Annotated in this window: 19 protein-coding genes and 1 pseudogene; 3 read left to right on the forward strand and 17 right to left on the reverse strand. The window is 63.3% G+C overall.

The genetic code is table 11. The features are described 5' to 3' along the window. Positions 1-35: 35 nt before the first annotated feature. Both JQ553_RS28280 and JQ553_RS28285 read right to left on the reverse strand, forming a co-directional pair. Positions 36-179, reverse strand: coding sequence for a hypothetical protein (locus JQ553_RS28280; protein WP_212503325.1), 144 nt, complete (start codon positions 177-179; stop codon positions 36-38). A gap of 533 nt (positions 180-712) precedes the next feature. Further along, positions 713-877 (reverse strand): Flp family type IVb pilin, encoded by a 165-nt coding sequence (locus JQ553_RS28285; RefSeq protein ID WP_212503326.1) that lies wholly within the window; start codon positions 875-877, stop codon positions 713-715. 176 nt (positions 878-1053) lie between these two features. Between JQ553_RS28285 and JQ553_RS28290 the strand changes: the two genes are divergently transcribed. After that, positions 1054-1938 carry a 50S ribosomal protein L11 methyltransferase gene (locus JQ553_RS28290; protein ID WP_212503327.1) on the forward strand — a complete coding sequence of 295 codons (885 nt, stop codon included), beginning with the start codon at positions 1054-1056 and terminating at the stop codon, positions 1936-1938. 99 nt (positions 1939-2037) lie between these two features. Here JQ553_RS28290 and JQ553_RS28295 read toward each other — a convergent pair whose 3' ends face one another. Then, positions 2038-2223, reverse strand: a complete 186-nt coding sequence (locus JQ553_RS28295; protein ID WP_212503328.1) for a hypothetical protein — start codon at positions 2221-2223, stop codon at positions 2038-2040. A gap of 215 nt (positions 2224-2438) precedes the next feature. Between JQ553_RS28295 and JQ553_RS28300 the strand changes: the two genes are divergently transcribed. Together JQ553_RS28300 and JQ553_RS28305 are read left to right on the forward strand one after the other, a co-directional pair. After that, positions 2439-4268 (forward strand): aminopeptidase P family protein, encoded by a 1830-nt coding sequence (locus JQ553_RS28300; protein ID WP_212503329.1) that lies wholly within the window; start codon positions 2439-2441, stop codon positions 4266-4268. Positions 4269-4502: 234 nt separating this feature from the next. Next, positions 4503-5816: a multidrug effflux MFS transporter gene (locus tag JQ553_RS28305; RefSeq protein WP_212503452.1), complete on the forward strand. Its 1314-nt coding sequence runs from the start codon at positions 4503-4505 to the stop codon at positions 5814-5816. Positions 5817-5862: 46 nt separating this feature from the next. On the opposite strand, the gene ligA is transcribed toward JQ553_RS28305, so the two are convergent. The 14 genes and pseudogenes from ligA to JQ553_RS28370 all read right to left on the reverse strand — a co-directional run bounded on the left by ligA (position 5863) and on the right by JQ553_RS28370 (position 24399). Beyond that, positions 5863-8010 (reverse strand): NAD-dependent DNA ligase LigA, encoded by a 2148-nt coding sequence (gene ligA, locus JQ553_RS28310; protein ID WP_212503330.1) that lies wholly within the window; start codon positions 8008-8010, stop codon positions 5863-5865. A gap of 12 nt (positions 8011-8022) precedes the next feature. Continuing rightward, complete coding sequence (recN, locus tag JQ553_RS28315) at positions 8023-9693, reverse strand: DNA repair protein RecN (RefSeq protein ID WP_212503331.1); 1671 nt, start codon at positions 9691-9693, stop codon at positions 8023-8025. 13 nt (positions 9694-9706) lie between these two features. Then, positions 9707-10615: an outer membrane protein assembly factor BamD gene (locus JQ553_RS28320; RefSeq protein ID WP_212503332.1), complete on the reverse strand. Its 909-nt coding sequence runs from the start codon at positions 10613-10615 to the stop codon at positions 9707-9709. A 244-nt stretch (positions 10616-10859) separates the two neighbouring features. Beyond that, complete coding sequence (gene lpxC, locus JQ553_RS28325) at positions 10860-11822, reverse strand: UDP-3-O-acyl-N-acetylglucosamine deacetylase (RefSeq protein WP_212503333.1); 963 nt, start codon at positions 11820-11822, stop codon at positions 10860-10862. Between the two features lie 353 nt (positions 11823-12175). Further along, entirely contained in the window at positions 12176-13984 is a 1809-nt protein-coding gene (gene ftsZ, locus JQ553_RS28330; RefSeq protein ID WP_212503334.1) for a cell division protein FtsZ, read from the reverse strand. Positions 13985-14071: 87 nt separating this feature from the next. Beyond that, on the reverse strand, positions 14072-15391 hold the full coding sequence (ftsA, locus tag JQ553_RS28335) for a cell division protein FtsA (protein ID WP_212503335.1): 1320 nt from the start codon (positions 15389-15391) through the stop codon (positions 14072-14074). Next, entirely contained in the window at positions 15388-16362 is a 975-nt protein-coding gene (locus tag JQ553_RS28340; protein WP_212503336.1) for a cell division protein FtsQ/DivIB, read from the reverse strand. The genes ftsA and JQ553_RS28340 overlap by 4 nt, the downstream gene beginning before the upstream one ends. Further along, positions 16350-16625: pseudogene (locus JQ553_RS34680) on the reverse strand (D-alanine--D-alanine ligase); the annotation flags it as partial. The pseudogene JQ553_RS34680 and the gene JQ553_RS28340, both read right to left, overlap by 13 nt. Positions 16626-16688: 63 nt before the next feature. Next, on the reverse strand, positions 16689-17675 hold the full coding sequence (locus JQ553_RS28345; protein WP_212503337.1) for a D-alanine--D-alanine ligase: 987 nt from the start codon (positions 17673-17675) through the stop codon (positions 16689-16691). Beyond that, positions 17675-18598, reverse strand: a complete 924-nt coding sequence (gene murB / locus JQ553_RS28350; protein ID WP_212503453.1) for a UDP-N-acetylmuramate dehydrogenase — start codon at positions 18596-18598, stop codon at positions 17675-17677. The genes JQ553_RS28345 and murB overlap by 1 nt, the downstream gene beginning before the upstream one ends. Before the next feature lie 2 nt (positions 18599-18600). Beyond that, positions 18601-20004 carry a UDP-N-acetylmuramate--L-alanine ligase gene (murC, locus tag JQ553_RS28355; RefSeq protein WP_212503338.1) on the reverse strand — a complete coding sequence of 468 codons (1404 nt, stop codon included), beginning with the start codon at positions 20002-20004 and terminating at the stop codon, positions 18601-18603. Positions 20005-20127: 123 nt separating this feature from the next. After that, positions 20128-21231 carry an undecaprenyldiphospho-muramoylpentapeptide beta-N-acetylglucosaminyltransferase gene (murG, locus tag JQ553_RS28360; RefSeq protein WP_212503339.1) on the reverse strand — a complete coding sequence of 368 codons (1104 nt, stop codon included), beginning with the start codon at positions 21229-21231 and terminating at the stop codon, positions 20128-20130. Between the two features lie 151 nt (positions 21232-21382). Continuing rightward, positions 21383-22534 carry a putative lipid II flippase FtsW gene (gene ftsW, locus JQ553_RS28365; protein ID WP_212503340.1) on the reverse strand — a complete coding sequence of 384 codons (1152 nt, stop codon included), beginning with the start codon at positions 22532-22534 and terminating at the stop codon, positions 21383-21385. Between the two features lie 167 nt (positions 22535-22701). After that, positions 22702-24399 carry a hypothetical protein gene (locus JQ553_RS28370; protein WP_212503341.1) on the reverse strand — a complete coding sequence of 566 codons (1698 nt, stop codon included), beginning with the start codon at positions 24397-24399 and terminating at the stop codon, positions 22702-22704. Positions 24400-25162 lie beyond the last annotated feature (763 nt).

The following is a 25162-nucleotide window of genomic DNA, read 5'->3' on the forward strand; positions in this document are numbered from 1 at the left end:
GCGCTCGCTGTCTGGCTGGTCTCTCAGTTTTAAGTTTAGCCGTCCGTTTGTGTCTTTCGGCCCGGGAACGTATCGGGCGGCGGGTTCTCTTTCAGAGCCTCGGCGGCGCGCTTCGCGGCCTCCCGTAACCGCTCTGTGTGCTTCTCGTCGATCGGCTTGTCAGATGACTTGTCGTCCATGCCTGCCTCCCTTGCGAAGAAGCTTACCCTGTCTGCGGGGATAACCAGCTCAAGCCTCGGTGGAGAGGCTGTGGACAAACTGTCGATTGGTCCCCCGACAAAGCGGTTGATATCCTGTTGATACCTTTGATAGCTCCCGGGTGCAAACGCGTTCAGCAAGCGGTTCGAGAACCGCTGTCACGTCCTCGCGCTTTACTTCTTCGACTACAGTTTCTGCCGCGTTCACAGGACGTTGGGCGCAATTCCTGCGACGCCTTCAGGATTGGTTGACCATATTCTGAGGATGGTAGACGCGTTGGAGCTGATCGATGCTCGCATCCCTCCTCGAGTTCGCGACCCTTACAAGAAGCGCGAAGGAGTTGAGAAATCACGCTGAGACACTGCGGCAAAGCTGTTGATATCCTGTCGATATGTCCCGGCTGCCCTGTGGACCGAGTGTCCGGGGCGCCATCCCGCGGAAGACCGTAATTTACGCAAAAAAACACCGGGCGACGGGATCGCCCGGTGCGCTGAGAACGCTGCCGCTGGTTCGGTTACTTCAGCGAGGTGCTGATCGTGCCGAACGTCCCGTTCAACGCGGTGCCGACGCCGTTCACCGCGGTGATGATCGCGATGGCGATGCCCGCCGCGATCAGGCCGTACTCGATGGCGGTAGCGCCGGATTCGTCCTGGAAAAACTTAACGACAAACGCCTTCATGTTAGTCCTGCCCCTTGTGCTTCGGTTTTTCTGGAACCAGGTGATGCTTGCAGGTTCCACGCCTGAGATAGCACGCCGGAACCTAAGGTTGCTTAAACGGGGAACCTATAAGTTCCCGCGATAATTGAATGAAATCAAAGTTGAAATTTTAGCAAAAGCTGCGCTACCGGCATTCGATGACCCCCTCCACGCACCGAGCTAGCATCACGCTGTCAGACGAATTGGCCGCCAAGCGTGCGGTCGACGCGCTCTCCGAGGCGTTTTTCGAGGAGGAGGCAGCGTTCGCGGCATTCGAGCGGCCGGACGGACGCTGGGATGTCGCCGTGCTTTTTGCCGAGGCGCCGGATCAGCAGCTGCTGCGCGAGCTGGTCGGGCAAGCCGCAGGACCAGATATCGCTGCGGCCATCGCCTTCGATACAATCGAGGCTAAAGATTGGGTTAAGGCCAGCCTGGAAGATCTCATCCCCGTCCCGGCCGGCCGCTTCATCGTCCATGGGCAGCACGACCGGCAACGGATACCGCCTAACAAGCTCGGCATCGAGATCGAGGCGGCGCTTGCCTTCGGCACCGGTCATCACGGCACCACGCGGGGCTGCCTGTTGCTGCTCGACCATGTGCTGAAGGCGCGCCGGCCGCGCCGCGTGCTCGATCTCGGCACCGGGACCGGCGTGCTGGCGATTGCCGCCGCGAGGGCGCGGCACGGCAAGGTGCTCGCCAGCGACATCGATCCGGCCTCAGTGCATGTCGCCAAGGAGAATGCGCGGCTGAACCTATCCGGACATCTTGTGGAGGTGATCCGCGCCACGGGCTTCGCAGCCCCGCAATTTGCCAAGGAAGGGCCGTTCGACCTCGTGCTCGCGAACATCCTCGCCAATCCGCTGCGGCAGCTGGCCGGGCCGATGGCGCGGCATCTTGCCCCCTCAGCGCTGGTGATCCTGTCGGGCCTGTTATCCCACCAGGCGCCGGCCGTCATCGCGGCCTATCGCGCGCGCGGGCTGGTGCCGCTGCGGCATTTGAAGATCGAGGGCTGGAGCAGCCTGCTGCTGCGCGCCGCGAAATGACCACCTCCGGCAGGCAGGGCGGCGACTGCACGCTCTGCTGGAAGGTCCAATTGGCCGAGCCGGCGCAATGGCGTCCAACCTGCGATCCAGACCTCAGTACTATTTGGGCGCCGGGTCACGGCGAATGATCTCGGCCTTGCTCTTCCTGAGCGCGCGCTTGGCGCGCGCTTCGACGAAGCGGCCCAGGATCTGGACGATGACACCGCGTTGCTTCTGTTCGATAGGGGCAACCGGACCACGGTGGACCGGCGGCGGCGAAATCTTTTCAAAGCTGAACGCAGGCATGGTGTATCTCCTCGCCGTTGAGTTGAGACACTCCTGGACTCCCTGTTCTTATTCGACGAACGGCTCGCCGGCGAAACCGTTCTTCCTGCGCTGACATTGCCCGCACGATTCAAGCATAAGTTATGCCAAACTGTGGTGATTCCGGCCGCATTGCGGAAAAGTGGCAACCGGCTGTCCGAAGAGATTATGCTCGACCGAAAGAGAGTGCCCAGGCGATGTTCGAAGCCCACTTCCAGACATTCGAAGACCCCGAAGGCGGGGTGGCGCTCGCCGCCCGCCTCAGCGCCTTCCGCGACGAGCTGGCGCGGCGCAAGCTGACGGGATTCGTGATTCCGCGAGCCGATCAGCAGCAGAACGAGTATGTCCCCCCGTCGGAGGAGCGGCTCGCCTGGCTGACCGGCTTCACCGGATCGGCGGGCCTGGCGATCGTGTTGCCGAAGCAGGCCGCGGTGTTTGTCGACGGCCGCTACACACTGCAGGCCGGCAAGCAAGTCGACCGCAAGGCCTGGGACGTCGAGCCTCTCGTTGATCCTCCGCCGGAGCAATGGCTGGCGCGGCACCTGACGGCCGGCGACCGCCTAGGGTTTGACCCGTGGCTGCACACTTCTGCGGCAGCGGAGCGGCTCGCGACCACCTGCGCCAAGGCCGGCGCTGAACTGGTCGCGGTCGACAGCAACCCGGTCGATTCGATCTGGACCGAACGTCCGGCACCGCCGCTCGGCCCCGTCACGATTCACGGCGTGCAACATTCCGGCGAGATCGAGGCCGAGAAGATCAAGCGTATCCGGCTCGAGATCAACAAGCTTGGCGTCGATGCGCTGGTCCTCTCCGACAGCCACGCGGTGGCCTGGACTTTCAACATCCGCGGTGCCGATGTGTCGCATACGCCGTTGCCGCTGTCCTACGCGCTGGTGCCGAAAGACGGCCGCCCGCTGGTGTTCATCGACCACCGCAAACTCTCCAACGCGACGCGTGACCATCTCGAACGATCCGCGGATGTCGAGGAGCCAGCGGCGCTGGCGCCGAAGCTGACCGAGCTTGCCCGGCGCGGCGCCTCGATCGCGCTCGACGGTGCGACCGCCGCGGACGCGCTCAGCCGCCTGATCAGTGGCGCCGGCGGCAAGCCGGTGCGCGGCAACGATCCGGTCAGCTTGCTGAAGGCAGTGAAGAACATCACCGAGATCGAGGGCACACGCACCGCGCACCAGCGCGACGCCGTGGCTCTGGCGCGCTTCCTCGCCTGGATCGATCGTGAGGCGCCGTCGGGCGGCCTCACCGAGATCGACACCGTCGAGGCGCTGGAGACATTTCGCCGCGACACCGGCGCGCTGAAGGACGTCTCGTTCCCGACCATCGCCGGCACCGGGCCGAACGGCGCCATCGTGCATTACCGCGTCACGCGCAAGAGTAATCGCCGGATCGAGCCCGGCGATCTCCTGCTAATCGATTCCGGCGCGCAATATGAGGACGGCACCACCGATGTGACCCGCACCATCGCGATCGGCCGGCCGACCGACGAGATGCGCGACCGCTTCACCCGCGTGCTGCGCGGCCATATCGCGATCGCGCGCGCGATCTTCCCCGACGGCACCACTGGCGCACAGCTCGACACGCTGGCGCGGCAATATCTCTGGCAGGCCGGCGTCGATTTCGAGCACGGCACCGGCCATGGCGTCGGCAGCTATCTCAGCGTGCACGAGGGGCCGGCGCGGATTTCAAAACTCGGCGCCACGCCGCTGAAGCGCGGCATGATTCTGTCCAACGAGCCCGGCTACTACAAGACGGACGCCTACGGCATCCGGATCGAGAATCTCGAACTGGTGATCGGTACCGACATCATTGGCGCGGAGAAGCCGGTGAACGCCTTCGAGACCCTGACGCTCGCGCCGATCGACCGCCGGCTGATCGAGGTCGGCATGCTCAGCGAGAGCGAGCTGAAGTGGCTCAACGACTACCACGCCCGCGTCAACCGCGAGGTCCGCCCGCATCTCGACGACAATGGAACGAAACTGTGGCTCGACGAGGCAACGGCGGTGCTGAAGTAATCCTCGATTGTTGTCCCCGCGAATGCGGGACCCAGTACGCCCCGCCTCTCGGTATCCCAACGTCCGCCTCTGGAATGCTCGACCACCCGCATTCGCGAGTGATGACGGAAGCTATTGCGCGAGACGAAATATCATCTGCGCCTCCTGAATTCGCATGGCCGCATGCCGAAACATCCGTATTCGGCCTGGACGGGATCGCTACAGTCCGATTCACAACACTGGATCGGACCTGAAATGCACGGCGTGATGGGCAGGCCGCCCGGCGCGGCGACGAATAACATCGCGACCTCGAAGATCATGCTGCTGATGCTGGTCGTGATGACGGGTGTGGCGCCGATCTCGCTCTACATGCTGGTTCCGGCGCTTCCTGTGCTTGCAACCACATTTGGCCGCGACATCTCGATCGCGCAGATGACGGTGTCGCTTTACATGGTCGGCATCGCCTGCTCGCAGCTCGTCATGGGCCCGTTGTCGGACAAGTTCGGCCGCCGCCCGGTTCTGCTCGCCGGGCTTGGCCTGATGGTTCTGGCGGGTGTGGGATCGGTTTTCGCGCAAACCCTGCCGCAGCTGATCGCCGCTCGCTTCGTCCAGGCGCTGGGCGGCGCCAGCGGCATGGTGATCAGCCGCGCCATCATCCGCGATCTGTATCCGCGCGAGCGCGTCGGCGCCATGATCAGCCTCGTCGTCGCCGCCTTGATGATCGCGCAGATGGTGAGCCCGCTGACTGGCGGCCTGCTGGAGACCGCATTCGGCTGGCGCGCCATCCTCTATCTGATTACCGGGGCGTCGCTCGCGATCACGATCTTCATCGCGCTGGCCTTGCCGGAGACCCGTCGCGATCGTGCCAAGAGCGGCGGCTTCCGTGGCGATATCGGCAAGCTCATCACCGACCGCGCCTTCGTCGGCTACATGCTGTGCCAGGTGCTGGCCTCGCAGATCATCTTCGCCTTCGCCGGCGGCGGTCCCTACATCGTGGTGACGCAGATGGGCCGCAGCAGTGCCGAATACGGTGCGTGGTTCGCGACCACGGGATTCGCGTACCTCGTCGGCAATCTCCTGTGCGTGCGATTCGCGCCACGACATTCGCTGGAGGGATTGATCTGGTTCGGCCTCGCGCTGCAACTCGGCGCCAGCCTGTCGAATCTGATCTGGAGTTTCGCCGGGCTGAACCAGGCCCCGCTCTGGCTGTTCGGCACCCAGATGATCGTGATGGTCGCGAACGCCTTCGTGATGGCCAATTCGGCCGCCGGTGCCATCAGCATCCGCCCCGAGGCCGCCGGCACCGCATCAGGGGCGATGGGCTTCCTGCAGCAGGGAATCGGGTCGCTGGTCTCGCAATCCGGTGCCTATCTCGGCGGCCACTCGACGACCACGCTGCCGCTGACGGCGGCGATCTTCGCGATCTCGATCGCCTGCGCCTGCACGATGATCTTCATCGTGCCGCGGCGGAACGTGGTGGTGAGCGAGAAGCTGATCGAGCAAGCCGAGGAGGACAGGCCCGGGGGTCATTGCGAGCGAAGCGAAGCAATCCATACCGCCGCAAGTTGAGACGTGGATTGCCTCGTCGCTTCTCTCCCTGCAATGACGAGCAGGCTCACTCCCCGATCAGCACTAGCCACTCATCCTCCGTCAGCACGGTCACGCCGTGCTTCTTGGCTTCGGCCAGCTTCGAGCCTGCGCCGGGACCCGCGACCACATAATCCGTCTTCTTTGACACAGAGCCCGCCGCCTTCGCACCCAGCCGCTCCGCTGTGGCCTTTGCCTCGTCTCGTGTCATCTTCTCCAGCGAGCCGGTGAACACCACCGTCTTGCCCGCGACCTTCGAATTGCTCTTCGGCTTCTCGGCATCGAGAATTTCGACCTCCCTGGTCAGCCGCTCCACGATCCCGCGATTATGGCTCTCTCCGAAATACGCGGCGACGCTCTTGATCACGGTGTCGCCGATCTGATCCAGTGCGTCCATCTCGGCGATCGCCTCTTCGTCATCCCTGGCGAGCTTGATCCCGGCATCGTGGAACGCCTGCCAGGACCCGTAGCCGCGGGCCAGCGCCAGCGCGGTCGTCTCACCGACGTGGCGCATGCCGAGCGCGTAGATGAAGCGCTCCAGCGCGATCCTGCGGCGGTCCTCGATCGCAGCAAAGAGATTCCGAACCGAGGTTTCGCCGTAGCCCTCGATCTCCTCCAGCTTGAGTTTCGCGTTGCGCTTGGGCAGCGTGAAGATGTCGGCCGGTTCCTTCACCCATCCCTCGTCGAAGAAATACTGCAGTTGTTTTTCGCCGAGACCGTCGATGTCGAAGGCGCGGCGGGACACGAACAGTTTGAGGTGCTCGATCTTCTGGAACGGACAGGCAAATTCGCCGCTGCAGCGGGCGCGCGATCCCTCCTCGCCGGTCGCGGTTTCCTCGCGCACGACGTCGGTGTGCAGCGGGCACGGACACTTCTTCGGGAAATGGAATTCCTTCGCGTCTTTCGGCCGCTTGGCGATCACGACGTCGACCACTTGCGGGATCACGTCGCCGGCGCGCTGGGTCACGACGGTGTCGCCGATCCTGATGTCGCGGCCCTCGCGCAGCACCTCGCCCTTGTTGCCGATGCCCTTGATATAGTCCTCATTGTGCAGCGTGACGTTCTGCACAATCACGCCGCCGACGCCGACCGGCTCGAGCTTGCCGACCGGCGTGAACGAGCCGGTACGTCCAACCTGAATCTCGATATCCCGCAGCACTGTCGTGGCGCGCTCGGCAGGGAATTTGTGCGCAATCGCCCATCGCGGCGTGCGCGACACGAAGCCCAGCCGGTCCTGCCAGTCGATGCGGTCGACCTTGTAGACGACGCCATCGATGTCATAGTCGAGCTCGGCGCGCTGCTCCTCGATCGTGCGATGGAATGCGATCAACTCCTCGATGGAGTGACAGAGCTTCGTCAGCGGATTGGTCTTGAACCCGCAACGCTCGAACCAGTGGATCATGCCGCTCTGCGTGTCCTCCGGCATCGCGCTCATTTGCCCCCACGCATAAGCGAAGAAACCGAGTGGACGGGAGGCGGTGATCGTCGGGTCTTTCTGCCGCAGCGAACCCGCGGCCGAATTGCGCGGATTGGCGAAGATGGTGTCGCCGGCGGCCTTCTGCCGCTCGTTCAGCGCGAGAAATGCCTTCTTGGTCATATAGACTTCGCCGCGCACCTCGCAGATGTCGGGCACGTTGCGCCCCTTCAGCCTTTGCGGCACATCCTCGAGCGTGCGAATATTGGCGGTGACATCCTCGCCTTCGGCGCCGTCGCCGCGTGTCGCGGCGGTGACGAGCTCGCCGCCTTCATAGCGCAGCGACATCGAGAGCCCGTCGATCTTCGGTTCGGCAGAGAAATCGATCCTGTCGTCAGGCAGCTTCAGGAAACGTGCGATGCGCCCGACGAAGTCTATGACGTCCGCTTCCGCGAAGGCGTTGTCGAGTGACAGCATCGGGACGGAGTGACGAACCTTCTTGAAGCGCCCCGACGGCGCCGCACCGACCTTCTGCGACGGCGAATCCGAGGCGACGAACTCAGGAAAGCGCTTCTCGATCGCGTTGTAGCGCTGGCGCAACGCGTCGTATTCGGCGTCCGTGATGCTGGGCGCGTCCTCCTGGTAATAGCGCTTGTCGTTCGCCTCGAGCTCCAGCGCGAGCCGTGTCAACTCGACCCTGGCCTGAGCCTTGGTGAGGCTTGCAACATCGACCCGCGCCTTCTTTGCCTTGGTGGCCATCATTGCGCGCCGCCGTTACGCCGCGCCGCGCAAGAGCCGCTCCGCCGCCGCCCTCGCCTCAGCGGTGATCTCGGCGCCGGCGAGCATGCGGGCGATTTCCTCGCGGCGGTGATCGGCGGCGAGCGCGTTGACGCGGGTAGCGACGCGCTTGCCCTTGTCGAGCGCATCCTTGGAAATCAGAAGATGCTGGCTGGCGCGCGCGGCGACCTGCGGTGCGTGTGTCACCGCCATGACCTGGACCTTGCCGGCGAGGCGCGACAGCCGCGAACCGATCGCGTCCGCCACCGCGCCACCGACACCGGTATCGATCTCGTCAAACACGAGCGTCGGCGCCGAGCCGCGATCGGCCAGCACGACCTTCAGCGCCAGCAGAAAGCGCGATAATTCGCCGCCGGACGCGACCTTCATCAGCGGTCCCGGTTTTGTTCCCGGATTGGTTTGGACCCAGAACTCGACACGGTCGAAGCCCTGTGGTCCCGGCGCCTTCGCGTCGCTCTCGACCTGCGTCATGAACTTGGCGCGTTCGAGCTTGAGCGGCGCGAGTTCGGCATTGACCGCCTTGTCGAGCTTCTCGGCCGACTTGATGCGCGCGGCCGACAGTTTGGCCGCGGCGGCGCCATAGCGCTTGTCGGCTTCGGCGGCGGCGGCTTCGAGCTTCTTCAGCTGATCGGCGCCGGCGTCGATCAGTGCGACATCGTTGGCGTATTGGGTCGCGAGCGCCGCTAGCCGGTCGACCGGCGTCGAATATTTGCGCGAGGCGGCGCGAAGCGCGAACAGCCGCTCCTCGATGCGTTCGAGCTCGGCCGGATCGAAATCGGTGGCGGCGAGCGCGGCATTGAGATGTTGGTCGGCCTCTTCCAGCGCGTTGATCGCGACGTCGATCGCCTTGACCGCGGGGTCGATCAGATGAGGAGCGTTGGCCGCGCGCCGCTCCAGGCGCCGCACCGCCGCCGATAGTGCCGGCACCGGCGAATGCGATCCGCCAATCGCCTCCTGCGCCTCGCGCAGATCAGTGGCGATCTTCTCGCCCTGCATCATGGTGGTGCGGCGGTCGGCGAGCTCGGTCTCCTCGCCATCCTTCGGCGCCAGCGCCTTCAGTTCCTGGGACGCATGGCGCAGATAATCCGCCTCGCGCGCCGCGCGTTCCATGCCGGCGCGATGCTCGTCGAGCGCGGTGGTTGCCGCCCGGCGGTCATCCCACAGCGCCTCCAGCGCCTCGACGTCCTTCTCCAGCCCGGCGAACGCGTCGAGCAGTTGGCGATGGGTAGACGCGTCGACCAGCGCGCGCTCGTCGTGCTGGCCGTGGATCTCGACCAGCGCGGCACCAACTGCTCTGAGCGTCTGCACGCTGATCGCCTGGTCGTTGATGAAGGCGCGGGTCCGGCCGTCGGAGAGCTGCACGCGGCGCAGGATCATCTCTTCGGTATCGTCGAGCCCGTTCTCGGCGAGTATCCTTGCCGCAGGATGTCCCTTCGGGACATCGAACATAGCGGTGACCTGTCCCTGCTCCGCGCCATGACGGACGAGGCCGGCATCGCCGCGGCCGCCAAGCGCCAGCGCAAATGCATCAAGCAGGATGGATTTGCCCGCACCGGTTTCGCCGGTGAGCACCGCCAAGCCACGGGAGAATTCGATATCAAGTCGTTCGATCAGGACGATGTCGCGGATCGACAGACGCGCCAGCATGCGAGGACAATTCCTAGCCGAGGCCTACCTTCTTGAAGGTCCTGCTGATCCAGGAACCCTGATTCTCGCTCGGCTCGAGACCGCCGGACTTTACTAAATTATAGGCGTCCTTGTACCAGCGGCTGTCAGGAAAATTGTGGCCGAGGACGGCCGCTGCGGTCTGCGCTTCGCCGTTGATGCCGATGGCCAGATAGGCCTCGGTGAGACGGTATAGCGCCTCCTCGACATGCCGTGTGGTCTGGTAACGCGTGACTACCGTCTTGAAGCGGTTGATCGCGGCAGTGAAGTCGCGCTTGTCCATGTAGTAACGGCCGACCGCCATTTCCTTGCCGGCGAGCTGATCGCGCGCGGCCTCCAGCTTGGACTTGGCCGAGGTCGCGTATTCCGAGGTCGGATATTTACGCACCACCTCTTCAAGCGCCGCGATCGCCTTCTCGGTGCGGCCCTGGTCGCGGGAGACGTCCGGGATCTGGTCGTAGTGCGACGCCGCGATCAGGTATTGCGCGTAGGCCGCGTCCGGGCTGCCGGGATGCAGTGTCACGTACCGGGTCGCGGCACCGATGCAGCTGTCATAGTCGCCGGCCTGATAAAAGGAATAGGCCGACATCAGCAGCGACTTGCGCGCCCAGTCCGAATAAGGATGCTGACGGTCGACTTCCTCGAACTTCTTCGATGCGGCCTTCGGATCCTTCTTCTGGTTCATCATGTACAAGCCCTCATTGTAGAGCTTGTCAGCGGGTTCCTCGACGAAGGTGTCATCCTTGGCCAGGAACTTGTCCCACAGCGCGCCGGTGCCGCAGCCGCTCAAGGGCAACGCAAGCGCAATCAGGCCCACCGCAAGACGCAGCGGGCGCGCGACCTGCTTCAGGCCGAAGACGTCAGAAAAATTGCGTGGATCGAGCCCCATGCGCTTTGCCGACATGAACAATAAAACCTGACGCCTTTGATGCGGTTAACGGCGGAGCCTGCTTCCATCCATGAACCGCGATCATGGACTCAATATCTCAAGACCATTGGCGGCGTGTCGTCCAACCGCTGGTCCCTTTGGCCGAAAAATGGTCGCTGACAAACCGGATACGCGGCCATTTCGCCCGGATTAAGGCGACCGGGCGTCCCCGTTACCGCCTGTGGATATTACGGAAATCGGGCCGCCGGAGCCGAACCGATCAGGACACGTCTGGACCGTAGGCAGGCGCAATCATGCCGCCCACCAAGCCGACGCCCGCTTCCACAGGGCCGCGAGCCGGCCGGCGTGCGGTCTCCGGTTCGACCACCTTCCAGGCGCTGCGATCGGCAAGAAGCGCCTTCAGCACCGCGTGGTTGACCTTGTGACCACCCCGAACCGAGCGATAGATGCCGAGCAGCGGCAGGCCTGCCAGCGTGAGGTCACCGATCACGTCCAACACCTTGTGGCGGGCACACTCGTCGCTGTAGCGCAAGCCCTCGGTGTTCAGAAGGCAGGTCTCATCGAAAACCACGGTATTTTCGAAGGAGGCGCCGAGCGCAAAGCCGGCGCCCCAGAGCCGCGCCACGTCGCTCATACAGCCGAAGGTCCGGGCTCGGGCGATCTCGCGGCGGAAGCTTTCGGGGGACAGATCGAAGGAGTAGCTCTGCCGGCCGATCACCGGATTGGTAAAGTCGATCTCGATTTCGGCGCGGAACCCGCCGGCGAACGGGCGCAGCTCGCCAAAGGAATCGCCGATTTGGACCTGCACCGGCTTTAGAATCTGAATGAAGCGGCGGACGGCGGGCTGAGTGACGATACCGGCCTGCTCGATGGCTGCCACGAAGGGCGCAGCGCTGCCGTCCATGATCGGAACTTCGGGCCCATCGACCTCGATTGTCGCGTTATCTATGCCCATGCCGCGCAATGCGGCGAGCACGTGCTCGGCTGTCGAGACCAACGGCCCTTCGCGGTCACCCAGCACCGTCGCAAATTCAGTAGCGATCACGGCGTCGACATTGGCCTGAATTTCGCGGTCGGCACCGTCGAGACCGGTGCGGATAAAAATAATACCTGCATCAACCGGTGCCGGCCCCAAGGTGAGGCTAACTGGAAGACCAGAATGAACACCGACGCCCGTCACGGTGGCTTGCGACCGAAGCGTTGTTTGGCGGCTGAATTTCATCCGATAATGCCCACTACCCGACTTCACTCAAAATCAAGTGGCCCATTTTCCCCCAAAGGCCGACTCACTTGAGCTCCCCAAGTCACGGCAGACCATAGTCACAGCCCCAAAGAGCGCCAACTCACGCTTCTTTACCGATTGTTACCCCATCTCTGCCGCATTAACGCCCGAGGCTAACCAAATTGCCGCTGCGCAGAAGGTGTCGTCGGCATCACCACCTGACCACGGGAATAGTAATTAATCATTTGGAATCAGCTTCTTAGTGGTCCAGCCACAATCGGCTGCGCCGCCGAAAGACAAGGCCCCGTCGGTTCCCGCCGGGGCCTTTTTGGTGATCAGCTTTGTAACAATCTTCAGTTCGCCTGCCGGCGCAGGAAGGCGGGGATATCAAGATGATCGTCGCCCTGTGGCGTCGGCGCAACAGGTGCCGGGCGCCCATGAGCGTCCAAACCTTGCGGTGCGGGACGCTTGGCATACTCAGATACCGGCGATTCGTTGGCGCCGATCTGCTGCGCCATGCTGCGCGCCGGTTTTCGCTCCGGCAGTGGCGGCATCGCAGGCATGGCGGGATTCGAGGCACGGGCCGCGATCGGCGGCTCGGTCTCGTCGTCGCGGCGGCCTAGGCCAACATTGGCCAGGCGCTGTAGCAGCGAGAGGCGGGTCTTCTGAGGATGCTCCTCCTCGGCGTCGCCGCGCGCCTGGCGGATCTCGGCCTGTGCCGGCATCGGAAGATCCTCGAACTTCGGCATCCGCGGGGCACGGACCGGCGAACGCTCGGCGGCCTGCGGAATGAAGGTCTCGGGCGGTGCCTGTTCGTGCTGATCGACCCTGGTGACGTCGTGATTCGGGAACAGGGTCGGCTTCTGCGCGATCGGGCGGACCGTGACGTCGCCATAGGCCCCTGGCTGCACCGGAGCCGGAGCGACCGGCTGCGTCGTACCCGGACCAACCGCGGCGGCGATGGCGGCAAGCGCGGCGCGCTCGACATTGTTGGTAGCCGCACGCTGATGGGGCGCAGCGGTCTGAGCCGGCGCGGCAATCGGACTGACAGTCACACCGGCCGGTGCATCCGGCCTCTGGGCGCGCTCGGCAAGACGCAGATTGTCGGCCCGCAGGCGCGCGGTCAGGTCGGCGAGCCGGCTTTCCGGCGAACCGCTGGACTGCGGGGCGGAACCCGCGACGTTACGGGCGATAGCGGCCTGCTCGATGCCGGTCGCGACCACCGAGACGCGGATAACGCCGTCGAGCGACTCGTCGAAGGTTGCGCCGACAATGATGTTGGCGTCGGGATCGACCTCCTCGCGGATGCGGGTCGCGGCCTCGTCGACCTCGAAGAGCGTCAGATCCTTGCCTCCGGTGATCGAGATCAAAAGACCCTTCGCACCCTTCATCGAGGAGTCGTCGATCAGCGGGTTGGCGATCGCAGCTTCAGCCGCAGTCAGCGCGCGCTTCTCGCCCGTGGCCTCGCCGGTGCCCATCATCGCCTTGCCCATCTCGCGCATCACGGCACGGACGTCGGCGAAGTCGAGGTTGATCAGGCCTTCCTTGACCATCAGGTCGGTGATGCAGGCGACGCCCGAATAAAGTACCTGGTCGGCCATCGCGAAGGCGTCGGCGAAGGTTGTCTTCTCATTCGCGACCCGGAACAGGTTCTGGTTCGGAATAATCAGCAGCGTGTCGACCACCTTATGCAGTTCGGCGATGCCGGACTCGGCAGTGCGCATTCGCCGCTGGCCTTCGAAGTGGAACGGCTTGGTCACCACGCCGACGGTGAGGATGCCCATATCGCGCGCGGCTTTAGCGATCACCGGCGCGGCGCCGGTGCCGGTGCCGCCGCCCATGCCGGCGGTGACAAACACCATGTTGGCGCCGGTCAAGTGGTCGCGCAGCTCGTCGATGACTTCCTGCGCGGCCGCAGCGCCGACATCAGGCTGCGAACCTGCACCGAGGCCTTGGGTGGCCTGGGTGCCCATCTGGATGATGCGCTGCGCCTTCGACATTGTCAGCGCCTGGGCGTCGGTGTTGGCGACGACGAAGTCGACGCCCTGCAACCCGGCGGTAATCATGTTGTTGACAGCGTTGCCGCCTGCGCCACCGACGCCGAAAACGGTGATCCGCGGTTTCAGCTCGCTGATGTCAGGGGGGGTCAGATTCAGTGTCATGGATGCCTCTCGATTACGCGCGCGTGGATTCGCCCCGGCCGGCGGCCGCGGGTGTTGGTGAACATCGTGTGAGCCGGGGTGCGGTCATCAGAAGCCCTCGCGTAGCCATCGTCCGACCTTTCCCAAGTAACCGTCAGTCCCTGTCCTGAGCTGCCGCGTACGCCGCGGTTCGACATGTTCAAGGTGAGCGTATTGCGGATAGACCAGGAGGCCCGTGGGCACCGCGAACGAGGCGCCCTTGGCCTCGCTGGGCAGCCGGCCGAAGCCAAGCGGGCGGCCGATGCGGACCGGCCGGTTGAGAACGCGGGTGGCGAGTTCGATGGTGCCGGTGAGCTGGGAGGCGCCGCCGCTCAACACAACGCGCGCCCTGGGCTCGGCCGCGAAGGGCGAATCCGCGAGGCGGTCCCGGACCATCTCAAAGACCTCCTCGGCGCGATGCCGCACAATGTTCGCAATCGTGGCTCGGGAAACGATCTGTGGTGTCTCCCGATCGTCGCCTGCACTCGGAACAGACATCAGCTCGCGCGCATCCGAGCCGCCGGTCAACACAGTGCCGTATAAAGTCTTGATTCGCTCGGCATCCGCAATGCATGCGCCGAGGCCGCGCGCAAGATCCATCGTGATGTGAAGGCCGCCGAGCGCAAAGCCCGACGCATGTACGAAGCGTCCGCCGGAATAGGTTGCGATGGTCGTCGATCCCGCCCCCATCTCGACGACGGCGGCGCCGATATCGGCTTCATCGTCGGTCAGCACGGATAGGCCCGCCACATACGGGCTCGCCGCCACGGCTTCGATGTTAAGGTGGCAGCGCTCGACCACCAGCATCAGGTTCTTGGCGACCGTGGCATCCGACGTCACCACGTTCATGTCGACGCCGAATTGCCGCGCCACCATGCCACGGGGATCACGGATGCCCTTGACGCCGTCGAGCGCGTAGCCGATGGGCAGCGCGTGCAAAACGGTGCGGCCCTCGCCGGTGGCGTGGCGCATGCCGGCCGAGGTCACGCGGCTGACATCATCCGGCGTCACCGAGCCGCCGTGGATATCGGCGGCCGCTTCAATGAGCTGGCCATGCAGCCGTCCGCCGGACACCGACAACAACACGGACTCGACGCGGACTTTCGCCATGCGCTCCGCCAGCGCCACGGCATGGCGCACGGCCTTTTCGCACTCAGCCAGATCGACCACGGCGCCGGCCTTGACGCCGCGCGACTGGATCTGGCTGTAGCCGATCAGCTCGACCGCGTGGCTGCGGCCGCGCAACGCCTCGCTCGGCGCCGTGGGCTTCAACCGCGCGATCATGCAGGCGATCTTGCTGGAGCCGACGTCGAGCGACGCCACCATCGCCGTGCGCTTCTGCGTCATCGGACGGGTCTTCGGGGTCAGGCTGCGGTCGAGGCCGGTCATGCGTCACCGGCCTTCTTTTTGGACTTCTTGTCCTTGAACAGCTCTTCGCGCGCCTTCGCTGCTTCCTCGGACAATTGCACTGTCAGGCGGTCGGGCAGGCGCATGTCGATGGCGACGATGTCGCGCGAGAACAGCCTGTCTTCCTTGTCGAACCTCGAGAGCGCGGCTAGCGCATTGCCGATGTCGTTCTCTGGCAGGCGGATATCGAGACCGTCCTTCAGGCGCAGGTTCCAGCGCCGTTCACCGACGAAGATCGCGGCCTTGGTCACCGAGCGCACCTGCGGATAGCGGTCGAGCAGCGCAAGGAAATCCTTCGCGCGGGTATCAGCGCCCTTGCCCACCACCAGCGGCAGATTGAGGAAGCGACGCGCGACATAGGGTTCCAGCACCGCACCATCCGCAGCGATGACAGAGAGGCGACCGTCCTGCTGCCACAGCGCGAACGCGGTGCGCTCGACGATGTCGATCTGCAGCCGGCCAGGGTAGAGTTTCAGGATCGTGGCGTCGGCGATCCAGGGATTGGCCTTGAGCCTGTCGCGCAAGGTCGCGGCGTCGAGGAACAGGAGCGAGGAGCGGCCGTTGACGCCGCCGATCGCCAGCACCTCGTCCTGGCTCAGCTGCTTGCGGCCGTTGATAGCGACGGTGGCGATGCGGAAGCCCGCCGCATTGGCCAGCGCGTTGCGGGTGTCGCTGAGTGCGGTGACGAACTCTTCGACATGGCCACCCTTGACGATGCCGAAACCGGTGCTGCCGAGCAGAATGGCGACAGTCGCAGCGATGCCTACGCGGCGCGGCAGATAGCGCTCGACCAGAACGACCAAGCGATTGGACGGCTCGCGATCGATCACGGGTTTCGTAGGGCGCCGCCGGCGGGCGAAAAACTCGCGCAGCAGCACGACCGCTCCGGTAGCGGCCGCCTTCAGGTCAGTTCGAGGCCCCAGCGATCGGGCGAGGCGTCCTACACCGTCCATTGCACGAACTCGTCACGTGTTACGCCCGCAAACCTTGCGGGTCCCGGCACAAATGACGGCTCGACGATACCGGTGGGATAGAGTGACCCCCTGTTCCCTGGTTGCGTTCCTCGAAGCGGAAATCCGCGACAGCTCACGCCCCGGCAGCCAAGCGCAACATGCGCCGCCAGCGTTAACCTTCGGACTTCCTGGTAAACAAAGGGTAAAACTGGGCCGCCTGATGCGTGTTTTGATCAGCCCCGTGAGTACTTTGCCGCGAATTCGTTAGCATTTTAGCAACAGGCGGGCTCGATTCGGGCGCGGCGGCCCGCGCCCTCCTTCCGGACCTACCTTTGCGTGCGGCGCCTTGCTATCTCGACCTGGTCACGCAGGAAATCGACGAAAGCGATGCCCTGCGCCTTCAAGGCTTTGGGGTACAGCGACGCTGCGGTCAGACCCGGCAGCGTGTTGGTCTCAAGATAAACCGGCCCGCCGGCCGACACGATGAAGTCGCTGCGGGAGTAGCCGCTGCACGACAGTGCGCGGTGCGCCCGCAGCGCATCGTCCATGATCGCAGCGCTGACCTCGGGGACGAAGCGTCCGGGACAGATCTCCTGGGTCGATTTCAGGAGATATTTCGCGGTGTAGTCGAAGCCCCCCTCCGCCGGCACGATCTCGATCGGCGGCAGCGCGAACACGGTGCCGTCCGACTGTTCGAGCACGCCGCAGGTCGCCTCCACGCCCGAGACAAAGGGCTCGATCAGATACTCTTCCGATCTGGCCGCATTGCGGACCGCGACGAGGTCCTGCTCCGCGTTGACGAAGATCAGGCCGTAGCTCGATCCGTCCTTTACGGGCTTCGCTATCAGCCTGCCGTGCTCGGCGAAGGCGACGTCGATTTGCTCGAGCGCGATGTCCTGCGGCGCGTTCACGCCGGCGATCGCGGCGAAGCGCTTGGCCGAGACCTTGTCGAAGGCGAGATGCGACGACGCCGAACCGGAGCCGGTGAAGGAGATGCCGCGCATCTCGCACATCGCCTGCAGTTCGCCGTTCTCGGCGCGGCCGCCATGCAGGCCGAGCACCAGCACCCGATCCTCCCCCTTGGCCTTGTCGAGCGCCTGGTCGATGCCGATGCCGCGATCGTCGGGCTTGAAGTCGACTTCGAACGGCCGCGCGTGATTGAGCAGTTTTTCGGAGGTGACTTCGTGGACGGTGTCGTCGAAGTCCCAGAACCAGAGGTCGGCCTCCGGCAGCGCGCGATGCAGCGCCTGCGCGCTCGCCACCGAGACCAGCCGCTCCTTGTTGGTGCCGCCGAACAGAATGGTCACCCGCATCAGGTTTTTCCGATCCCAACCCGCTTGATTTCCCAGTGTAGCTCGATTCCGGAATTTTGCTTCACCCGTTCACGCACCGTCTCGCCCAGGGTTTCGATGTCGTGCCCGGTGGCGGTGCCGATGTTGATGAGGAAATTGCAGTGCATCTCCGAGACCTGCGCGCCGCCCACCCGCAAGCCCCTGCAGCCGGCGGCATCGATCAGCTTCCAGGCGCTGTTGCCGGGCGGATTCTTGAAGGTCGAGCCGCCGGTCTTCTCACGGATCGGCTGCGCGGTCTCGCGATGGGCCTGAACCTCGTTCATGCGGGCGCGGATCGCGTCGGTGTGGTTGATGTTTCCGCGGAAGCGCGCCGAGGTGAAGATGATTGAAGGATCAACGCCGCTGTTGCGATAGACGAACTTCATGTCGGCATTGCCGAAGACATGCCTCGTACCGTCACGGCCGATGCCGGTCGCCTCGACGAGCACATCCTTGGTCTCGCCGCCATTGGCGCCGGCGTTCATGCGCAAGGCGCCACCGACGGTGCCAGGAATGCCGAAGAAGAATTCCATGCCGCCGAGATTGGCCGCGGCCGCCGTCTCCGCCACGCGCTTGTCGAGCGCCGCAGCGCCAGCGGTCACGACATCGCCCTCCGCGCTAATTTCGCCGAAGGCGCGCGGCGCGAGGCGGATCACCACACCCGGCATGCCGCCGTCTCGCACGATCAAATTGGAGCCGACGCCGACGACATAGACCGGCAGGTCCGTCGGCAGGCGCTTCAGGAAATAACTGAGATCCTCCTCGTCCGCCGGCGTGAACAACACCTGCGCGGGCCCTCCGACGCGAAACCAGGTCAGTTCCGCAAGCGACTGATTGGCGAGCAGCCGGCCCCGTAAGTCGGGCAGCGCGACTTTCAGGTCGGGCGTGATGTCGGGAAAAGCCACGCTCACCCCAACGCCTTCAATTCGCCGGGCAGCGCGTAGGCCCACTGCGTGATGTTGCCGGCGCCGAGACAGACGACGAGATCGCCGGGCTTGGCGAGGCCGTGAACGATCCCGGCGAGTTCGCCCGCATCCGGCAGCGGGATGACTTCGCGCTGGCCGTGCGCGCGTAAGCCCGTGACGAAATGATCGCGGTCGATACCCGGGATCGGCGTTTCGCCGGCAGCATAGACCTCTGCCACCACGACGGCATCAGCGTCCTTGAAGCAGGTGCAGAACTCCTCGAATAGCGACTGCAGGCGGGTGAAGCGGTGCGGCTGCACCACGGCAACGATCTTGCCGTTAGTGGATTCCCTGGCAGCCTTTAGCACCGCCGCAATCTCGACGGGATGATGGCCGTAGTCATCGATCACGGTGACGCCATTCCATTCGCCGGTCCGGGTGAAGCGCCGCTTGACGCCACCGAAGCCGGCAAGCGCCTTGCGGATGACGTCGTCGGGGACGCCGAGCTCATGCGCGACTGCGATGGCCGCCGTTGCATTCGACGCGTTGTGGCGTCCGGGCATCGGCAGCATGATGTCTGCGATTTCATGCGTCGCGCTGCTCTTGCGATCGCGAATTGCGACCTTGAATTTCGATCCGCCACCCATCGGCGTCAGATCCATCAGCCGCACATCGGCTTGCGGATTCTGTCCATAGGTGATGATGCGGCGATCCTCGATTGTGCCGACCAGCGTCTCCACCACGGGATGGTCGGTGCACATCACAGCAAAGCCATAGAACGGAACGTTCTCGACGAAGCTGCGGAACGCATCCTGGATCGCCTCGAAAGTCTTGAAATGATCGAGATGCTCGGGGTCGATGTTGGTGACGATGACGACGTCGGACGGCAATTTGAGGAACGTGCCGTCGCTCTCGTCGGCTTCCACCACCATCCAGTCGCCGGCCCCGAGCCGTGCATTGGAGCTGTAGGCATTGATGATGCCGCCGTTGATCACGGTCGGATCGAGCCCGCCGGCGTCGAGCAGCGTCGCCACCATCGTAGTCGTGGTCGTCTTGCCATGAGTACCGGCGATCGCGACGCAGCTTTTGAGCCGCATCAACTCCGCCAGCATCTCGGCGCGGCGCACCACCGGAATGCGCTGCGCGCGCGCCGCCATCAATTCCGGATTGTCGCGCTTGATCGCGGTCGAGATCACGACGACATCGGCGCCGTCCACATTCTCGGCCTGGTGGCCGACCGAGATCTTCGCGCCGTTCTTGCGCAGCCGCTCGAGATTATAATTGTCCGAGGCGTCCGAGCCCTGCACGGTATAGCCGAGATTGATCAGCACCTCGGCGATGCCGCTCATGCCGATGCCGCCGATCCCGACGAAATGAATGGGCCCGATCTCGCGCGGCAGTCTCATGGTGTGTCTCGCGGTTGCTCCGTGATGCCCGAGCTTGTTTCGGGCACCCGACTTATGAAAGACGTGGATGGCCGGGACAAGCCCGGCCATGACGCCGAATCGCCAAAAATTCCTCGCGACGGCCTATATTCGGGCAACATTCATCACCAGATCGGCCAGCTGCTCCGCGGCATCGAGCCGGCCGACGCTGCGCGCGGCTTGCGCCATCGCGGTCAGTTTTGCCGGTTCGGCGGCAAGAGACGAGATTTCGACCGCCAGGCGGTCGGGTGTGAACTCGGTTTGCGCAATGCGCAGCGCGCCGCCGGACTGCAGCAACACACCGGCATTGGCGAACTGGTCCTGGTCGATCGCGCCCGGCAAGGGCACCAGGATCGAGGGCCGGCCGAGCGCGGCAAGCTCGGCGACGGTTCCGGCGCCGGCACGCGAAATCACGAGATGGCTCGACGCGAGCTTCGCCGGCAGGTCGTTGAAGAACGGCGCAAGCTCCGCGTTGATCTTGAGCCGATCATAAACCGCGCTCACCCGCGCCGTGTCCTCTTCGCGCACCTGCTGGGTGAGGATCAGGCGGCTCCACAGCGCAGGCTCGAGCTTCTCGATCGCGGGTGGAACGATGTCGCTCATCACCCGCGCGCCCTGGCTGCCGCCAACCACGAGCAGACGCAGCGGTCCGTTCACTTCAGGCGGAGCGTATTTCACCACCGCCGCAGCCAGGATCGCCGGACGCATCGGCGTGCCGACCATGGTCGTCTTGCTTGCAAGCGCGGGATCGCGATCGAGCACGCCGGGCAGCGCGGTTGCGATCGCATTGACGCGGCTGGAGAGAAAGCGGTTGGCGCGGCCAAGTACCGCGTTGGCGTCATGGATGATACCGGGCACGCCAAGCAGACGCGCGGCCATCAACGGCGGCAAGGTGGGATAGCCGCCGAAGCCGACCACCGCTGATGGTTTCAGCCGCCGCACCACGTTGACGGCCACCAACATGCCATAGCCAAGCATGATGCCTGTGCGCACGAGCGCGATCGGATTGCGGCTGCGTATGGTCTCGCTCGGCACCACGTCGATGTCGTCGCTGGAGAACAGACCGCCGCGATAGCGCAGCGCCCGCGCATCGGTCGCAAGCCGCACCCGCAGGCCGCGCCGGATCAACTCCACGCCGAGCGCCTCGGCCGGGAACAGATGACCGCCGGTCCCCCCGGCAGCCAATAGTATGAGAGGTGCATTCGCCATACGGGCCTTTTACACCGTCATTGCAAGCGAAGCGAAGCAATCCATCGAGCCGCATACGAAGGATGGATTGCTTCCGCCTTCGCTAAGGCCACCGTGGACTAGTCGTCGCTGCGCCCCTCGCAGCGACGGTAAGCACCGTCTTGCTTCAACCCTACGCGTAGGCGCCCGAGGCACTGGCGCCTTCCATCGATTCGATCTCGATGCGCGGCCGCTGCCGGGTCAGCGCCAGCATCATGCCGACGCCATAGGCGAGCGAGACGATCGAGGACCCACCATAGGAGATGAACGGCAGCGTCATGCCCTTCGCCGGGATCAATTGCAGGTTGACCGCCATGTTGATCGCGGCCTGCACGCCGAACAGGATGGCAAGCCCGGAGGCAGCGAACCGCGCGAACATGTCGTCGGTGGAATAAGCGCGGCTCAGGGTGCGGAGCACCACGAAGGCGAACAGCGCGACCAGCATCAGACACAGAATGATGCCGAACTCCTCGGCGGCGACCGCGAACACGAAATCGGTGTGGCTGTCCGGCAGGCTGCGCTTGGCAATCCCCTCGCCCGGCCCGAGGCCGAACCAGCCTCCGTTCCAGAACGCTTCCATCGCGGTGTCGACCTGGAAGGTGTCACCGGACGCCGGATTCATGAAGCGCTTGATGCGGCCGGCGACGTGCGGCACCAGCAGATAGGCACCGAACAGGCCGGCGCCTGCCGCGCCCGCGAGCCCGAGCACCCAGATCATCCGCATGCCCGCGATGAAGAACAGCGCACCCCATACCATCAGGATCAGCATCGTCTGGCCGAAGTCCGGCTCCATCACCAGGAGCGACACCAGCATCAATAGCAGCACCATCGCCATCGAGGTTGCGGGCATCTCCGGCCGTCTAGTGGATTCGGCGAACAGCCACGCCGCAATGATCACGAAGGCGGGCTTGGCGGATTCGGAGGCCTGAACATTGACGCCGATCAGCGTGATCCACCGCCGTGAGCCCTTGACCTCCGGCCCGACCAGCAGCGTCGCCACGATCAGCACGATGGAGAGCGCGAACACGACGAGCGCGGCACGACGGATCTGCCGCGGCGACATGAAGGACACCGCGACCAGCACCAAGAGCGACGGCGCCAGGAACATCACGTGCCTGGAAAAGAAGTGGAACGGATCCAGCCCAATGCGGGTCGCGACCGGCGGGCTCGCCGCCAGCGACAGAATGACGCCGCCCAGCATCAACGCGAGGATCGCCGCAAGCAGGGGCTTGTCGACGGTCCACCACCAGTCGGAAAACGGGGTGCGTTGGTCACGGGCGAGCATGGGCGTCCCCAGATGGCAGAGGCAATGTCCATTGGTGCCGCAGGATGGTTTCCAAGCGGTTAACGGTTTGTATAACTTTTGAGGAACGCGACCACTGAGACCGCGCTCGCGGCCATGGTCCCGGCGAAGGCCGTGGCCGTACCTCGCAGAGGGCGTCATTTTCCAGGTTACGGGGAGCGAGCCGGAACTGGCTGATATGTCGCCTGCAGGTTTGGCGCCAGTTGAGGTCCGGCCGATCCGGTGCGCCCATAGAGCCGTTGAAACAATATACTGATGATAAAACCGCTAAACGCAGCCTGCAACGACGCGAAAGCAGCTATCTGTAGATCCAGTATGCCAAACGTGGGCGAAAAAACGCTTGGCGAAAGGGTGGTCGCAATGACAGCAGCAGTTGCTTGCGCTGTAGCCTGTATCAACGCGAGTCCGACAGACACGCCGGACGACTTCATTGAACGATCAATATACAACCCGATGAAATAGCCAAGAATCGCTTGGTTCAGCGCATAAAGAAATGGTGCATATGTAAACTGGCCGCCCCGCAAGATCAGACTGAAAATCACGTTAAGCCAAACAGTCGCAAAGTAGGCGAACACAGCAAGCAAGAGATCTTCGGGCCTGTACTCTCCGTCATCAGTACGCCGCCACTTGCGTTTGCAATAGATGGACAGCCATATCACGATGGCATACGCGAACGTATAGATAACTGCATATCTGATGATATCGACTTTACTCGGCATCATGACGGGGTATTTGTCAAACAGTCCTGATAGGTAACCAATCAACACATACAGTCCGTTGAAGGCGAGCATAAGCACGAAGGTCGAAGCGCTAACCAGGCCGATTGTATTCCAATCGGATGGAGGCAGCCGATCCACAGTCGTGGAGAAACCCATCTCGCCGATTGCAGAATCGATGTCCTCGGGATCAAACTGCGTTGCAAAGACTGACAGCGCGACAACGAGGCACAACGTCTCGTAAACGGAGTCGCACCTCGCCTGTAACTCTTGGCGACGCTCGCTAAGTTCAAGCATCCCTTCAGCATCAGTATTTTCCGAGATGTACGCATCGATGTCCGATGCATCTTCGGGCACGATGCGTTCTTGAGTTCTCAGATAGCTGATGACCGCAGATCTTATGCTCTGCGATTGCTCCGTCAGAGCCCTGAAGTCCCGTTCCAGCGTTATCTTGAACTCCGTGAATCTCTCGCCCCTACGTGCTTGCAACAGGCTGCGCAGGCAAAGTATTTCGAACAACCGCTTTTCGAGTACTCCGGCTGCCTTGCCTTCGGCGACGCGGATAGTGTCCCGCATGTTCAGCATTGATTGAACTGCTCTCCTCACGTCGGGAGGAGGAGAAAATGAGCAATTGTAGAGCTTTTCACCCAGGTTCTTCGCGTCGTCTGGGATGTAAGCGCTCTTGTGCAAGTTCTCTAAAAGCCAAGCATCGATCTGCTTGATAATGGGAAATGAAGACAAAAGGCCGGTTAAAACAAAAAGCGCCAGGACGACACGATAGTGCAAGGGTTGGTCGGCCCAATTCGGCAGCTGGACTTTTCCGATCGTGGCGGCGTCTTCAATGACCGAGTGAGCGAACAGAAAAACAAGAAATACGACTTCAAGAATGAGCACATAACGATAGGCGTAATTGTTGTACCGCGCCCGGGTCGTCGTAAAAATAGGTGGCGTCAGCGTAATGAGCCGAAAAGGCTCACCGCTCGACAACTCCAGCGAATACTGTGGCGTGTTAAAGTGGCTCAGACCATAAAAGTACAGGACAGCCATCCCAACCGGAACCGTCCAGATATTTGCAAGAAATTTTCGACTCTCGTCAGAAACTAGAAGTGAAATTAGATCGTAGACTGACATGTCGAACCTCCACGAAGAGGGTTGAGCAACGATCCTTATCCCACTATTAGTTGTCAGCCCGATTGCGCGGTATATGAAATGGCTCACAGTCGGAGCCTTTCTTTTCGGATCGTTATCGGCGGACCTGGGAACTCGTCCAGAATCGATCGTCCTGAGAACCAACTCCGGATCGCTTTGTTTATCGATCATCCGAGCAAACGGTCGCCAGCGAACTCGGCGATACGTTGCTTGATCGGTTTGGCAAGTGCAGCCTGTCGTCTTACGCAGCTTCGTGCGGCGAATTTTCCCGACACTACGACCGCTGCGCAATCGATCCGCAGTCGCTAGCCCGCATGAGTGCGGATTGCGACGAATGTATTTACCGATGCTCGGCAAGCGAACGTGCCGAAGATAACGGCCAAGAATTTCGCAACCTGAAGCTTCAAACGTGAATCTCGAAAGAGTGATCTCCGAGTTCAGCAAATTCGTCTATAGACGGCCACATCGCTTCCGGCCAACCATTGCTTCGGAGGTCCGTGAGTTAAGCGACAGAAGGTACACGCTCGTGGATCAGCTAATTGCCTCCGCACTCACGAACGGCCGCATGCCTACCGGCAGGCCGGTACGTTCGCCGCGTCTACCCGCCTTCAGCTAACGCAAACACCGCTTGGCATGGTCACATACACGCGGCCCCTCCACGGTACTTCTTCTACGCGCGCTGTCGAGCGCTCTATCGTGGACGCATACGATGACGAAGCTTTTCATCGTTGCAGTAGCCGTCGAA

Source organism: Bradyrhizobium lablabi, assembly GCF_018131005.1.
Classification (GTDB): Bacteria; Pseudomonadota; Alphaproteobacteria; order Rhizobiales; family Xanthobacteraceae; genus Bradyrhizobium; species Bradyrhizobium lablabi_D.

Bases quoted from the DNA above. Each gene is read 5' to 3' on its own strand.
- JQ553_RS28320 (WP_212503332.1), bottom strand. From the start codon at position 10,615: ATGTCGGCAAAGCGCATGGGGCTCGATCCACGCAATTTTTCTGACGTC.
- ligA (WP_212503330.1), bottom strand. From the start codon at position 8,010: ATGATGGCCACCAAGGCAAAGAAGGCGCGGGTCGATGTTGCAAGCCTC.
- JQ553_RS28285 (WP_212503326.1), bottom strand. From the start codon at position 877: ATGAAGGCGTTTGTCGTTAAGTTTTTCCAGGACGAATCCGGCGCTACC.
- JQ553_RS28280 (WP_212503325.1), bottom strand. From the start codon at position 179: ATGGACGACAAGTCATCTGACAAGCCGATCGACGAGAAGCACACAGAG.
- JQ553_RS28340 (WP_212503336.1), bottom strand. From the start codon at position 16,362: ATGGACGGTGTAGGACGCCTCGCCCGATCGCTGGGGCCTCGAACTGAC.
- JQ553_RS28290 (WP_212503327.1), top strand. From the start codon at position 1,054: ATGACCCCCTCCACGCACCGAGCTAGCATCACGCTGTCAGACGAATTG.
- murC (WP_212503338.1), bottom strand. From the start codon at position 20,004: ATGAGACTGCCGCGCGAGATCGGGCCCATTCATTTCGTCGGGATCGGC.
- lpxC (WP_212503333.1), bottom strand. From the start codon at position 11,822: ATGAAATTCAGCCGCCAAACAACGCTTCGGTCGCAAGCCACCGTGACG.
- JQ553_RS28305 (WP_212503452.1), top strand. From the start codon at position 4,503: ATGCACGGCGTGATGGGCAGGCCGCCCGGCGCGGCGACGAATAACATC.
- ftsA (WP_212503335.1), bottom strand. From the start codon at position 15,391: ATGACCGGCCTCGACCGCAGCCTGACCCCGAAGACCCGTCCGATGACG.
- JQ553_RS28295 (WP_212503328.1), bottom strand. From the start codon at position 2,223: ATGCCTGCGTTCAGCTTTGAAAAGATTTCGCCGCCGCCGGTCCACCGT.
- JQ553_RS28345 (WP_212503337.1), bottom strand. From the start codon at position 17,675: ATGCGGGTGACCATTCTGTTCGGCGGCACCAACAAGGAGCGGCTGGTC.
- ftsZ (WP_212503334.1), bottom strand. From the start codon at position 13,984: ATGACACTGAATCTGACCCCCCCTGACATCAGCGAGCTGAAACCGCGG.
- JQ553_RS28370 (WP_212503341.1), bottom strand. From the start codon at position 24,399: ATGTCAGTCTACGATCTAATTTCACTTCTAGTTTCTGACGAGAGTCGA.
- murG (WP_212503339.1), bottom strand. From the start codon at position 21,231: ATGGCGAATGCACCTCTCATACTATTGGCTGCCGGGGGGACCGGCGGT.
- JQ553_RS28300 (WP_212503329.1), top strand. From the start codon at position 2,439: ATGTTCGAAGCCCACTTCCAGACATTCGAAGACCCCGAAGGCGGGGTG.
- ftsW (WP_212503340.1), bottom strand. From the start codon at position 22,534: ATGCTCGCCCGTGACCAACGCACCCCGTTTTCCGACTGGTGGTGGACC.
- recN (WP_212503331.1), bottom strand. From the start codon at position 9,693: ATGCTGGCGCGTCTGTCGATCCGCGACATCGTCCTGATCGAACGACTT.